This window comes from Gordonia sp. ABSL11-1, assembly GCF_030315685.1.
GTDB lineage: Bacteria > Actinomycetota > Actinomycetes > Mycobacteriales > Mycobacteriaceae > Gordonia.
On the sequence record NZ_JASXSI010000010.1, the window covers coordinates 169,708 to 182,964 of the forward strand.

Sequence of the window (13,257 nt, forward strand, 5' to 3'; positions counted from 1 at the left end):
GCCGATCGGGCCGTTCGTCGCCAGCTCGTCTGGCAGTCGGGTCACCTGTCGTGCCCTCAGCTGGCCGGGCCGTACGCGAGGTGCAGGACGCCGTTCTCGAAGGACTCGCTCTCGAGAAGGGCGAGCTTGGTCTGGCCATGCCGTCGGGGAAGAGTCGCTCCCCGGAACCCAGGACCATCGGATAGACGAGCATGTGCAACTCGTCCACCAGTTCATCGGCCGGCAACGCACGAACCAGTTGGCCGCTGCCGCTGAGGTAGATGTTGCTCCACTCGTCGCCGCTATCCAGCGTGGACGACACTACGTATTTGGGGCTGTCGTTGAAGAACGGCGCACCCGGATCGTCCTCTGCTGTGCGTGTCGACCAGGCCGGTGCGAACATCTGGAAGGTGTTGCGGCCGAGGAGGATGGCGGTGCTCGACCCGGTCAGCTCGCCCAGCGCCTCGGCCACTCCGGCCGGGAACCCGTACTCGAACGTGAAACTCGGGTCCTCGTAACTGCCGTCGAGGCTCACGAACTCATATACGAGAATCTTGCCCATCGACCACTCCTCCGTTGTGTCGGCGGCCCTCACCGCCGCCGGTCTGCACATGATGATCCGCGTCCCACCAAAAGTCATCGGACTCGACCACCGGCGTCGCGCGCCGTCGTCGCGGCTACTCGGCCGGTGTGTAGTTCAGCAGCGCGACGCCGTTACTGAACGACTTCGCCTGGACCAGAGACAGTTTCGGGATCTCCACACCGTCCGGGACGAGTCCACGTCCGCGGCCCTGCACAGCGGGGTACACGAAGAGCCGGTACTCGTCGACGAGCTCGGCGGTGATCAACGCGTGGGTGAGTGTGATGCTGCCGGTGATGACGATGTCCTTGCCATCGCTGTTCTTCAGGTCGCGCACGCCCGCAAGGACGTCGTCGCCGGCGATGATCGACGAGTTCTGCCACTCGGGGTCGGTCATCGTCGAGGTGACGACGTACTTGTCGACAGCGTTCAGGTAGCCGGTGACACCGGTCGCGTCGTTCTCCTGGTGCGGCCAGTAGCCGCGGAAGTCCTCGAACGTCTGCCGTCCGAGCAACAGTGCGTCGGCAGTGGCGTCCTGCCGGTGGCTCTCCTCGATGAGGTCCGGCGCCTGGTCGGACGGGTCGAACCAGGACGTGATCATCTCGATGGAACCGTCGACGGTGATGTTCTGGGTGACGACGAGCTTGCGCATGGTCTCTCCTCGGTGTCGTTTCTCGATCCGTGCTCACATTGGTCGTACACAGAGGCCGACCGATCGGACCGTCGGAGTTCATCGGTGCACCCGATGAATTCCCGGGCCACCGCAGGTCAGCATCTGTGACATGACCATGGGACAGACGCTCCGACGTGTGGGCCTGACAGAGAGGGGTGCCGCGATGATCGACTTCCGGGACGGCTGCGCCGAGCTGAGCCGGATGATCGCCCAGGTCACCGACGATGACCTTTCTCTGCCGACCCCGTGCACCGACCTCGACGTCGCCGGCCTGCTCCGACACGTCGAGGAGTTCGCGACCGGGTTCACCGAGGCCGCCGGCAGTTCGCCGACCGGCCCGGGCGTCGACGACGTCCGGGGCGACGGCCGACGCGCGCACATAGCTGCGCATGTCACCGACCTCGGCGGGGCGTGGGCGACGCCGCAACCGTGGGCGGGCACCGGCGACCAGGGTGGGCTCGCGTTGCCGAACGAGACGTGGGGCCGGATCGCGCTCACCGAGGTGATCGTGCACGGATGGGATCTCGCAGTGGCGATCGGCGCCGACTACTGCCCACCCGCCGACCTCGTGCGCGCCTGCCATGACCACGTCGTCGTGTTCGTGCCGACCGCTCCGATCCCCGCGCTGTGGGGTGATCGGGTCGTCGTCGGCGAGAACGACCTCCTGGAGTCGACGGTCGCGATCACAGGTCGGGACCCCGTGCCGTGGCGGGGCTCTCCCGACGGGTGAGTTGACGCGGACGCGTGCGAGCGACACCCAGATCCCTGAGGAGCGAGCTTGCGAGCGTCACGAAGGGCCCCGAATGTCACCCCGGCGCGGTAATCTCCGCCCATGACGCAGCACCATCAGCACTCGGGGCGGACCCTCGTGCTGGTGCACGGCACCCCGCTGTCTCCCTCGGTGTGGGACGAGACGGTCGGATACCTCGGTGACCGGACCATCCATACGCCCGACTGCTCTCGTGTCCCCGATTCCCCGGCCGCACAGGCGAAGCTGGCCGAGACGGTCATGGCCGAGGTCGTCGGCGAGGTCGACGTCGTCGGGCATTCCTTCGGCGGTCAGATCGCGATCGAGATGGCCCTGCTCGCGCCCGAACGCGTACGCAGTCTGATGCTGCTCTGTACTCGCGACACGCCGTTCCCACCGTTCGCGCCGCTCGCCGAGCAGGTCCGCGACGGTCACGCACCTGCCGTCGATGCCTCGCTCGAACGGTGGTTCACCAAAGCGGAGATCTCCGCGGGCGGTTCGGCGATCACCTCTGCGCGCGAACAGATCTCGTCTGCCGATTCGATTCGATGGGCGGCCGCGCTCGCCGCGATCGCCGCATATGACAGTTCGGAGCTGACGCCCCTGTTGCGGATGCCGGTGACCGTAGTCGCGGCCGGACGCGACCACGTGTCGACGCCGGATGCGATGGGCGACATGGCCCGTCGAATCCCGGGTGCGCAGTTCGTCGTACGCCCCGACTGGGCTCACATGTCCGGGTTCACCGTGCCCGACGTGCTCGCCGGGATCATCGACCGCGCCACCGATTCAGGTGCTGACGCGCTGACTTCACGCTGACGACAGTCCACCGACCGAACGGAGATTCCCATGTCCGACCAGTTCATCGACCCCACGGCGAAGCCCAGTGGCCCCGGCTGCGCCGACTGCGAGGCGACCGGATCCTGGTGGTTCCACCTGCGACGCTGCGCCGAGTGCGGACATATCGGATGTTGCGATGACTCACTCCACCGGCACGCCCGGGCGCATGCCGCCGAGACCGGCCACCTGGTCATCCAGAGCTATGAACCCGGCGAGGACTGGTTCTGGAACTTCGGCACCGACGAACTCTTCGCCGGGCCTACTCTCGCCGAGCCGACGGAGCATCCTGGTGACCAGACCGCACCCGGTCCACAAGACCGTCTACCCGCCGACTGGCAAGACCAGTTACGCGCGCGTTGATCCTGACGCGAGAATCGGTCACCACGGGAGTCGGAGCGGTACGTCCGGGATCGGCCCGGGCAGGTCGATGTCGCCGTCGAGGAGGTCCCCGAGAGGGCCGAGTCCGAGCGCGAGGAGATCGCGGGCGCCCTCTGCGAGCGCGGCGAGTGGTTCCCGGTCGGGTAGTCCCCTGTCGGGCGCCAGACCCAGGCCGAGCGGTCCGTCGGGCCGTCGCTCCACGTAGGGGGTCGGACTGTCGCCCCGAACCACGTCGACCATGTTGCGAAAGGCCGTGGAGCCAGGGTCTTTCCAATAGTCGCCGTGTCCGTGGGTTCCTTCGATCAGCGTGCCGTCGGAGTAACGGCCGGAGTCGAGTCGGGTCACGCCGGCCGCCGTGTCCGGATCTGAGCCATGCGGGTTGAGCGGACCGAGCAATTGGACGACGCCGATCGGATCTCCCGGAGCGGTCATCGAGAATCGTTCGACGTCGGGATTCGCGTTGCGCCATGGGCCGTCGAACACACCTGTTCCCGCCGACGAGGCGTAGACGACCCGATCAGCGCGCAGGCCGAGCTGTTCTGCTGAGCCGACGACCGATCCTCCGTACGAATGGCCGATGACGGTGGTGGTCGCGCCCGGAGCATGATGGGCGATCTCGGCGTCGAGCTGCTTGCCGAACTCGACGAGCCGCGGCGCCATCGCCCGCGCGAACGAGGGATCGGCGGCCGAGCCGACGACGCCCGCGGCGAGCCCGACGGTAGCGCCGACCGCTGCGGAGGGGACGTCACCGCGAGCCAGCGCGGGCAGAGCCGCCTCGAGGCCCTCATAGCCCAGCCGCTGTGGGAGGTCACCGTCGAGGTAGACGAACACCGGACCTCCGGTGGATCGCGAGAGTACTGGAGCAGCATCGGTTGTCGACGACCGACTGTTCATCGACGAATGGGTTCCGGGCACCAGGATCGTCGCGTTGCGCGCACCGTCGAAGGTGCCGATCATCTCGATGTAGCGGCCGGCGCCGGTGGTGTCGAAGGCGATGAACCGTCGCTCGGACGTCCGGTCGAGGTCGTCGCGTCCCGCGCTCGGGTCGTCGGTCTGCCGAAGGAACTCGGCGAGCCGTCGAGCGCGCGTCCCGTCGGCGCGGCCGGCGCGCTGTTCGGCGGCGAGCGCTGTACGGATGGCTATCTCGTTGGCGTCTGCACGCGTGGCGAAGTCGACACCGTCCATGTTGCCGATGGTGTGCGGGTCGGCCTGCATCACGCGTCTCCGATCGTGCTCGCTCATGGCCGACAGCATGTTTCGGCGCTGTTCCGGCGTCATCGTGCGGAGCGTGGCGACGACGTCGTCGGGGTCGAGGTGCCGCCCGTCCGGCAGTGTGACCGGCGGTTGACGTGACGTCATCGCGGAGAGGTCGGCGCGGAGGGCGTCGAGACGCGCGCCGTAGTCGGCGTCGAGTGCGGCGATCGTCGCCAGCCCGTCTCGGAGGTGGGCTTGGATCGTTGTCGCCTGCTCGCGGTGGGTGCCGTCGGGGTGGGCGACCTCGCCGGAGTCGGTGACGAGGAATCCGTCGGCGACTGCTGCGTCGACCCTATTCAGCACTGCGGTGCAGGCGTGCGTCAGGTCCGTGGCGGCGTCCAGCACCTCGTCGGCGATCTGGTTCAACACGTTTCGGATCTCGGCTGCGTGGTCGCGTTGTTCGTCGACACGACTTCCGATGGCGTGGCGGGTGTCACCGACCCACGCCGCCATCTGATCCATGGCGCGGGCGACGGTCTCCATTGCCCGATCGAGTGTCGCGGCCGCCGTCTGCATCTGGGTTCCCGTCGCCGATACGAGATCACCCTGCCAGCAGCGTATTTCGGGGATGGTGTTCACGCGGGCCCGTTCTCTCTGTCGAGGGCGCGCGCGGCGGCAGCCTCCTCGTCGAGCACTCGACCTCGAAATCCGTTGACGAAGAGTGTGATCGACTCGAGTCGGGCGGCGATCACCGTCATCGCGAGGGCGGCGGGTGAGGCAGTCGCGCGGAGAGCCGTCGCGACCCGACTCGACGAGACCGGGAGATCGGCAGCTTGGTCGAAGCGGATGGCACGGACTGCATGTTCCTGCGACCGCCAGATGGATGCGGTGGCCGAGACCTCGCCGGGGTCGATGGAGAATCGTGGTGTCACGACTGTTAGACGCGCCGGCCGTCGGTTCGGTTTCATTCGAGCTTCGTTCCCGTTCATGCCATCGAGTGAGTACTACTCGCACACAGCGTCATCCACAGGCGGTGCGAGACGAGGACGAGTTGTGCACAAACTCGTTACGGCAGGCGGAGAGGACAGATCAGTGACATACCGTCGGCGGACCGATGTTGTTGTGTCCTTTGCCCTATCCGAATCGAGGAGTCCTGTGTCCGCACTGTTCGATCCCGCCGATGATGCGGAGCTGTTGGCCGCTGTGTTGTCGGCGGATCGGGGTGAGCGTGGACGTGCACTGCTGCGCCTGAGTCGGCGGTACGAGGCTCGGATGGTGATGACTGCCTACGACATCGGCCGGACGATGTACGACGAGGTGCTGCACAATCTCGACCCGGTCCGGCAGATGACCGTGCGACACGCCGCCGACAAGGCTGCTGTCGGCGAGATCTCACTACAGCTGTCGATGGCTCGCTCGAAGGCCGGCTTCCTATTCAATCTCGGTGCGGCACTGCACCAGTTTCCCAAGATCAAGGCGGCGTACCTCGACGGGGACCACAGCACCCATCGGGTCGGCAAGTTGGTTCGCGCTGCGCAGTCCGTTCCCGACGCGACGATCACCGACGAGTGGATCCGGGAGTTCGGAGCGGACCAGGCGGATGGCGCAGGCGAGGGCAGCGTCGGTGATGGAGCTGGATGCGATGGCAAGGGCGTTGTCCGCGATGGCGCTCATGATGTCGACGTCGACGCGGAAGTGCCCGCGACGCTGGATGATGCACTCGTGGATGCGGAGTCGGTTGACGGCGGCGAGGGTCAGGGCTGCGGTGGTGATGGCTGTGGCGGTGAGGGCAGTGAAGGTGATGAGGGCAGTGGCGTCGGGGACGGAGACGGTGACGGCGACGGTGATGGCTGCGATGACGATACGGTCGGGCCGGGTGACCGCACTGAGGATGGGTCGCCGGCCCTGGACTTCGAGGATTTCGCCCTGGACCTCGCGTCGCGACCGACCACCGACACTGCGCTGGGGAACGCCCTGGATGCCGTGGTGATCAGCATGGATCCTGACCGCGCCGCGGAGGTGCGGGAAGAGTTCGGCCGCACCTACCAGAACGTCATCGTGACCACCGACGCGTCAGGCCACGCGAGTATCGACGCGTGCGTTCCAGCCGAAGACGGTCTCCGCATCAGTCGGAGAATCGCGGACTTGATCCACGATCGCGTGTGCCCTGGCGATCCACGCGCTCTGGGCCAGCAGCGCGTTGCCGCCTTCGCCGAGATCACCCGCAAACGCGGTGCCCGACTCGCGTGCGAATGCGGACGCCCCGACTGTCGCGCGAGGGTGAAGAGCGGGAGAGGGGCATCGCGGACTGGTGGTCCGTCGACGTCCGAGGCAACGCTGCCGTCCGAGGCACCGAAGTCAGAGGCACCGGGCCCATCCGAGGCACCGAAGTCCGAGGCGCGGAAGTCAGAGGCACCTGTGCCGTCCGAGGCACCAAAGTTGGATCGCTCTGTCGCCGAGGTCGACGTCGCTGCACGCGCCCAAGACGATTCGCTCGCGAACGTGTCGGATGGTGGAGCTCAATCCGGTGGTGTCGACGGCGTTGACGTTGACGGCGGTGACGGTTTCGGTGCTGGCGTTGCCGACGGTCACGATGTCAGCGGTCACGATGTCGGTGCTGGTCACTTCGGTGGTGACGGCGATGAGGATGTCAGGAACCGCGACGCCGGCGGTCGCCGATCCCGCGGCAACGGGCCCAGGCACGACAGACCCGGCGGCGACAAACTCGACGGCGACGGGCCGGAGCTTGGTGGCTCAGGCGACCCCGGCGACGCCAAGTGTTTCGGCGATGATCCTGAAGATGACGACGATCCTGAAGATGACACTGAGGGCGATGACCCTTCCGCCGGAGACGGCGATGCCGACCCACCCGCCGGAGACGGCGGTCCAGACGATGCCGGCCCGGATTCCGGCGGCTCGCCAGGCGGTGCGAGTGGCCCCGTCGCTGCGGACGACGGGTCGTCGGATGATTCGGCCGATGACGAAGCAGCTTCGACGCTCACTCTCATCCTGGATCCCGGGATGGCACGGCCTCCCCACCTGCGCGGCTACGGCGCCATCGATCCGGCGCTCGCCGCCGAACTCGCGCCGCGCGCGACCATCATCGGACCGCCATCGTCTGACTCGGTTACTCGCAGGACATCCGGCGTGATCGTCACCGATCGCACGCCGCCGCGGCGCGTCGACGCGACGGGACACGGCGGTTTCGATCGCCCACCTCCGGGCGCCCTCACGTATGCTCCGTCGGCGAGATTGCGAGCGGAAGTCGAGTACAGCGACCTCACGTGTCGATACCCGCTGTGCACCAGACCTTCTCATGAATGTCAGCTCGATCATCTGGTGCCGTTCAACCACGCCGATCCGATGTCGGGCGGTTGGACGCTGCTCGACAACATCATCCCGTTGTGTACGCCCGACCACCAGCGGAAACATCTCGGGATATGGATACCCGTCATGCACACGGACCGAACCGTCATCTGGCGGAACGCCCGGTCGGGATACGAAATCACCACCCACCCCAGCTGACTGCCGGTTGGTCGTGATGCCGTCACGCTGCGATGCGTTGATGTCGATGGGGCGTGATGCCGCAATGTCTTAGTGCCACAAAGCCGTACCGCCTTGCTGCCTTGCCGCCTTGCTGCCGCCATGCCGCCTTGCCGCCTTGCCGCCGCCTTGCCGCCTTGCCGCCTTGCCGCAGCAGTGCATTTGGTAGTGCGATTCAATGACATCCCCGTCCGTGGCGGGTTCGATCACATCGGCGGAGGCGGCTTTCCGAGTAGAGACCACCAGTACTCCTCGGGGATCTGCTCGCCGGCGCGCAGAACTCTGGCGAGGCCGATCGCCATGAAGATGCCCAGTACCCCCAGCCACAATCCCGACAACGAGATCAGCGTCCACGCGATGGTCACCGCGATCGACCAAGGCGCCAGGAAGATCAGCAGCGGCGCGAAGAAGAACCCCACTGCGACGAACCAATACGACCCCCAGCGATCGCAACGCATCACGATCGTGAGCCAGCGCGGACTCGCGTCAGTCGGCGCCGCGAAGGGGATCGGAACGGACCGGCCCCCGAAGGAACTGTCCCGGGGGAGACCTTGCACAGAACTGTCTCGGACGGAACCATCTCTCGTGGCCATGGGAGCCTCCTCGGTGCCGGTGTGCCGGGATACCTCCATGCTCCGATGGTGGCGACTTCAGATCCACTACCTGCGAGGTAATGGATTCTGACTTTATGATCTCTCAATGAGGTGCCCGACGTTCGAGATCAGCGGGAGCCATCCGTGCTGCTGATCCGAGACCTCGGTGAGCTTGTCGTCGAGAGCGACGCCCGCACGCACGACCCCGGTGGCACCAAACCGCGCACCATTCTCGCACTGCTCTGCGCGGGAGCGGGAGCGGGAGCGGGAAATTCTGTCCCGGCGTCGACACTCATCACCGAGGTCTGGGGTCCCGACGCGCCGGAGAAGACCCAGCGCGCGCTGGAATCCCAGATGTGGCGCTTACGCAAGGCGCTCTCACCGGACAGCGACGGCCGTTCTCCCATCACCACGGACCGGACCGGCTACCGCCTCGACGGGTCATCGGTGAGGCTTGACTCCGCCATGTTCGAAGCCGCCGCGGCCCGCGTGAGCACTGGTCACGACGCCTCGTCTGCGCTGCGTCACCTCGACGACGCGCTGAGTTTGTGGCGCGGAGAACCTTTCACCACGGCAGCGTCGACGCCGACACTCGATCAAGCACGCCGACGACTGCACACCGTGCGCACCTCACTGCTGACCCGCCGTGCCGACCTGCTCCTCGCCGGCGGCCACATCGAGCGAGCGCTGGACGAAGCACAAGCCCTGATCACCCGCGATCCGCTCGACGAGCACGCCTGGACATTGAAGATCGGCGCACTCGCAGCGAGCGGGCAACGCGCGGAAGCGCTCACGGCCTATCGTGACATCCGGGAACTCCTGGCGACCGAGCTCGGCATGGACCCCGGCGAAGAGCTCCGTGCCGCGCACCGCACTGTTCTCGACGACCACAGTCGAGCAGTCCGACGCATCCATCTCCCGTCTCAACACACCTCGTTCGTCGGCCGCGACCACGAACTCGCTGCATTGGTCCGCCTGCTCGGCAGCGAGCGCGCCATCTCGATCACCGGCATCCCCGGCGTCGGGAAGACGCGCCTCGCACTCGAAGCCGCCCGGCGCGCTGCCGATTCGTTCGACGACGGGGTCTGGTTCGTCCCACGCCGGGCCGGCACCGACGACGCCGGCGCCATCCTCGCCACGATGCGCGTCCAACCATCGGCCGATGCACCGGCGCCACTCGACCAGGTCTGCGCTCACCTGTCGATGATGTCGGCCCTGCTCGTCCTCGACGGCGCACGACCCACACATCCGCTTCAGGAGAGCTCGCACCGACGGCCCGCGACCGAGCAGTCGGCTCCACACATCGACGCCACCCATATCGCCGTCTCCAGGACCACCGACACCGACACCATTGACACCAGCACCACTGACACCGAAACAGCCGACACCGAAACAGCATCCGCATCCGTCGATCCCGGCCGCACTGACGCACCCCCACCCAACGTCGTGGACGCCATCCTGCAGCGCTGCGCCGCGGTCACCATCCTCGGCGTCGGCGTTCCCTTGGGAGTCGAGGGTGAGCACGTGGTCACCGTGCACCCGCTCCCGGTCGACATCACCGCGGGCAACGTCGGACCGCCGCCCGCGCACCGCTTGCTCACCGACCGAATCCGCGTGGCCGTCGGCAACTTCGATCCCGACGACGCCGACCAGACCGACCTCGACCGCATCTGTCGCGCCATGGGCGGACTGCCCCTGGGCCTCGAGCTGGCCGCGGCCCGGACTGCGACGTTCTCACTGCACGAGGTCGCCGAACAGTTCGGCGCCGCGATGCCCGAGCCGGTGCAGCGCGCCTTCACACTCGCCTACGAATCGCTCGGTGAGGACCTCGCCGACACCTTTCTCCGCCTCACCGCATTGCGAAGTCCCTTCACCCCGACGCTCGCAGAATCCGTGTGCGGCAATCGGGCCAGCCAGGTCACCGATGCCCTCACCGAACTCACCCGCCGTTCGCTGCTCTGGCCGATCCGCGGCGATCGCCATCGGCCCACCCGGTTCACCGTTCTGAGCACCGTCGCCGAGCACGCCCGCACCGCCGATCCCGCCGCCGCACGCGCCGCTCTGCTTCGACGCGACGAGGCCATCGCCGCCCTACTGACCACCACCCCCATGCGCAGCAGTCCGACGTCGGCCCGCGACCTCGCCCGCGTCGATCACGACCATCACACGGTCGTCGCCTTCCTCGAATCCGTGGTCGCCGACCCCGTCAAGGTGGAGGAGCACGTCGATCTGATCGATCGGCTCGGTCCATACTGGTTCCTGCGGCGGCGGCTCGCCGACGGCATCCGGCTACTCCGGCGCGCTGCCCGCACGTGCTCCACAGGTCGGTGTTCACCTCGCACCCAGGCGTTGGTCACGCTGTCGCTCGGCGCGGCGCTCGCCTTCAGCCAGCTCACCGACGAAGCCCATCGTCACCTCACCGCGATCACCCTCGACGACCTCGACGTCCTCACCGCCGACGACGACCCCGAAACCCGGACTCTACGAATGGCTTTCGTGACGCTCGCGGCGTGGACGGGAGACGATCACGATCTCGCCTCACAGCTCTCGCGCCGCGCCGGGTCGGCTCTGACGACCGGCCCCGACACGCAGTCCATCGCCGCGACCGTCACCGCCACCGTCGCACTCTGCGAACTGACCGCCGGAGACATCGCGGCCGGGTCCGAACACGCGCACAGCGCGCTGGCGCTCAGTACCGAACTCGGTGACCCGCTCGCGATGCACCTGGCCTGCGTGATGATGGGCATCGGCGCTCTGTTCGACGGCGACACCACGATGGGGCTGAAGTGGAACGATCAAGCATTTCGCGCCTACCTCGACGCCGGCGGCGTGCAGATCTGCGACACGATCGAGCAACGCGGGAACCACCTCGCGGCAGCCACCGACATCCGGCGGGCCGCCGCCGCGTTCGCAGTGGCACGAACCTACGCCGCCGACGCCGGGATGGCATGGCCGCGCAATCCGTTCACCCACGATGCCGTCCGCCGGTGCCGCGAATCCGACAACGCCACCTTCGAAGCCGGCTGGCGCGACGGGTCGGCAGCCGCCCGAGATGCACTCGCCACCGGCGACCACGAGCGCTTCGCCGGAATGTGATCGCCCGCCGGAAGCGGCCTCGCGAGCCCGACCCCAAAACCCGACCAGACCGCGTGCGCTCCCTTCGGTCAGCACCCCGGTGTCAGGCCAATGGGCCCGGGCATCGCGCCGATAGCCACCTACTACCGACCTACCCACCACCAGCAGCTGCCCACGTCCGCACCACCCGCACCACCGCACCGCTGTGTCCCCACCGACAGACCGATGTGAGCGCTTTGTGAGGAGCCCGCGGTCTCCTGGTCTCGTCACCGGCCGACCGACCGGGATGACCGGCAGACACGATCACGGAGGTTCCCATGAAGAAGCACCTGGCATTCGCCGACGAGGAGTTCGACGGCCAGTTCGGCCGCACCCTGCAGGCCGCAGCCGTCGGCGCCGCCGACCTCGGCGAGGCGTTCGCGACAGCCCACGACATCGGCGACAAGTACAACCCACAACGCTGGTACGACCAGTGGCTCGCCCGTGCCGAGTCCGTTCGGGACGCTGCCGAACGCGCCCACGTCAGTGGCCACCTCGTCACCGCCCACGAGTCATATCTCCGCGCGAGCGAGTACTACCGGCAGGCCTACTTCTACCTGCGGACCGATCTCGACGACCAGCGTCTGCAGGACGCCTACCAGGCGCATTGCCAGACCTTCCGGCACGCGATGGAACTGCTCCCCCACACGAGCAGCCCGATCGTCGCCGCCGAGGTGGCCATCCCCTACACCGCCGACCCGATCACCTCCCCCGCCACGCACGTGACGGCCGCAACCAGTGCAACCGCATCCACCGCAGGCCCGGAAGCCCCGGAAGCCCCGGAAGCCCCGACCGACTCTGCCCACCCGAGCGACATCCACGCCTGGCTCTTCCGCCCGGGCTGCGACACCGACCGCGTTCGGCCGACGATCGTGATGCCCTGCGGCTATGACTCCACCGCCGAGTCGGGCTGGGGATTCGCACAGGGCGCCCTCGCCCGCGGGTTCAATGTCCTCAGCGTCGAGGGACCCGGCCAGGGCGCGTCGCTGATCGTCGACCGCATCTACTTCCGCCGCGACTACGAGGTCGTGCTTCGGCAGATCCTGGGCTGGCTCGAGTCCACTCCCGGTGTCGACGCAGGCCGCCTGGTCGCGATGGGCCGCTCGTTCGCGGGCTATCTCGTTCCCCGCGGCGTCGCCGTCGATCACCGGGTCGCCGCGATGGTCTGCGACCCCGCCCAACCCGACATGGGAGCCAAGATCCCTGACGGTTGGAAAGGTCGGATCGCCGCACCCCTCATGACGGCGCTGAGCAAGGTCAGCCAGGAACGCGACGACTTCTTCCGCGCCCGCATGGCCTGCCACGGCATCGACACCATCGCCGACTACTTCGCCGAACTGTCGACATTCACGCTCACCGACCTCGTTGCCGACATCACGTGTCCGACACTGATCATCGAATCCCCCGGCGATCCGGTCGGTGGGCAGGGGCAGACGCTCTTCGACGCCCTGACCGTCGACACCAAGCAGTTGATCACCCCCGACCCCGGCAGCGGCATCGCCGGACACTGCGGCGGCGTCGGACAGAGGGCGTGGGACGCCGTCGTCTACGACTGGCTCGAGGACACCCTCGCCCGGGTCACCGACCCGACGGCTCCCGCCCGGGAGTCCGCGACGAA

Annotated in this window: 10 protein-coding genes and 1 pseudogene; 6 read left to right on the forward strand and 5 right to left on the reverse strand. The window is 67.5% G+C overall.

All coding sequences use genetic code 11. From position 1 onward, the window contains the following. Positions 1 to 56: 56 nt before the first annotated feature. Positions 57 to 541 (reverse strand): annotated as a pseudogene (locus QSJ19_RS13445) (dihydrofolate reductase family protein). A gap of 115 nt (positions 542 to 656) precedes the next feature. Beyond that, complete coding sequence (locus QSJ19_RS13450) at positions 657 to 1,211, reverse strand: dihydrofolate reductase family protein (RefSeq protein WP_286321059.1); 555 nt, start codon at positions 1,209 to 1,211, stop codon at positions 657 to 659. A gap of 130 nt (positions 1,212 to 1,341) precedes the next feature. Between QSJ19_RS13450 and QSJ19_RS13455 the strand changes: the two genes are divergently transcribed. The 3 genes from QSJ19_RS13455 (at position 1,342) to QSJ19_RS13465 (ending at position 3,177) form a co-directional block, all read left to right on the forward strand. Continuing rightward, positions 1,342 to 1,962, forward strand: a complete 621-nt coding sequence (locus QSJ19_RS13455; RefSeq protein ID WP_286321062.1) for a TIGR03086 family metal-binding protein — start codon at positions 1,342 to 1,344, stop codon at positions 1,960 to 1,962. 102 nt (positions 1,963 to 2,064) lie between these two features. Next, positions 2,065 to 2,796, forward strand: a complete 732-nt coding sequence (locus QSJ19_RS13460) for an alpha/beta fold hydrolase (RefSeq protein ID WP_286321064.1) — start codon at positions 2,065 to 2,067, stop codon at positions 2,794 to 2,796. 30 nt (positions 2,797 to 2,826) lie between these two features. Next, complete coding sequence (locus QSJ19_RS13465; protein ID WP_286321066.1) at positions 2,827 to 3,177, forward strand: UBP-type zinc finger domain-containing protein; 351 nt, start codon at positions 2,827 to 2,829, stop codon at positions 3,175 to 3,177. Between the two features lie 18 nt (positions 3,178 to 3,195). Here the strand turns inward: QSJ19_RS13465 and QSJ19_RS13470 are convergent, their stop codons facing one another. Both QSJ19_RS13470 and QSJ19_RS13475 read right to left on the reverse strand, forming a co-directional pair. Next, positions 3,196 to 5,028 (reverse strand): alpha/beta hydrolase, encoded by a 1,833-nt coding sequence (locus QSJ19_RS13470; RefSeq protein WP_286321067.1) that lies wholly within the window; start codon positions 5,026 to 5,028, stop codon positions 3,196 to 3,198. Continuing rightward, the gene (locus QSJ19_RS13475) at positions 5,025 to 5,321 is read right to left on the reverse strand and encodes a hypothetical protein (protein ID WP_286321068.1); all 297 of its coding nucleotides are present in this window, start codon (positions 5,319 to 5,321) and stop codon (positions 5,025 to 5,027) included. Before QSJ19_RS13475 ends, QSJ19_RS13470 begins: the two co-directional genes overlap by 4 nt. 223 nt (positions 5,322 to 5,544) lie before the next feature. Here QSJ19_RS13475 and QSJ19_RS13480 point away from each other — a divergent pair, with 223 nt between their 5' ends. Beyond that, a complete protein-coding gene (locus QSJ19_RS13480; protein WP_286321069.1) occupies positions 5,545 to 7,914 on the forward strand; it encodes a hypothetical protein in 2,370 nt (789 codons plus the stop codon). A gap of 224 nt (positions 7,915 to 8,138) precedes the next feature. On the opposite strand, the gene QSJ19_RS13485 is transcribed toward QSJ19_RS13480, so the two are convergent. After that, positions 8,139 to 8,390, reverse strand: a complete 252-nt coding sequence (locus tag QSJ19_RS13485) for a hypothetical protein (protein ID WP_286321071.1) — start codon at positions 8,388 to 8,390, stop codon at positions 8,139 to 8,141. Between the two features lie 279 nt (positions 8,391 to 8,669). Between QSJ19_RS13485 and QSJ19_RS13490 the strand changes: the two genes are divergently transcribed. Together QSJ19_RS13490 and QSJ19_RS13495 are read left to right on the forward strand one after the other, a co-directional pair. Continuing rightward, positions 8,670 to 11,621, forward strand: a complete 2,952-nt coding sequence (locus QSJ19_RS13490; protein ID WP_286321073.1) for an AfsR/SARP family transcriptional regulator — start codon at positions 8,670 to 8,672, stop codon at positions 11,619 to 11,621. Positions 11,622 to 11,917: 296 nt separating this feature from the next. Next, positions 11,918 to 13,257, forward strand: a 1,340-nt coding sequence (locus tag QSJ19_RS13495) for an alpha/beta hydrolase family protein (RefSeq protein ID WP_286321076.1), incomplete at its 3' end; no start/stop codon positions are given.

Excerpts from the sequence above, each read along its gene's own strand:
- QSJ19_RS13450 (WP_286321059.1), bottom strand. The coding sequence starts at position 1,211 with ATGCGCAAGCTCGTCGTCACCCAGAACATCACCGTCGACGGTTCCATC.
- QSJ19_RS13455 (WP_286321062.1), top strand. The coding sequence starts at position 1,342 with ATGACCATGGGACAGACGCTCCGACGTGTGGGCCTGACAGAGAGGGGT.
- QSJ19_RS13460 (WP_286321064.1), top strand. The coding sequence starts at position 2,065 with ATGACGCAGCACCATCAGCACTCGGGGCGGACCCTCGTGCTGGTGCAC.
- QSJ19_RS13465 (WP_286321066.1), top strand. The coding sequence starts at position 2,827 with ATGTCCGACCAGTTCATCGACCCCACGGCGAAGCCCAGTGGCCCCGGC.
- QSJ19_RS13485 (WP_286321071.1), bottom strand. The coding sequence starts at position 8,390 with ATGCGTTGCGATCGCTGGGGGTCGTATTGGTTCGTCGCAGTGGGGTTC.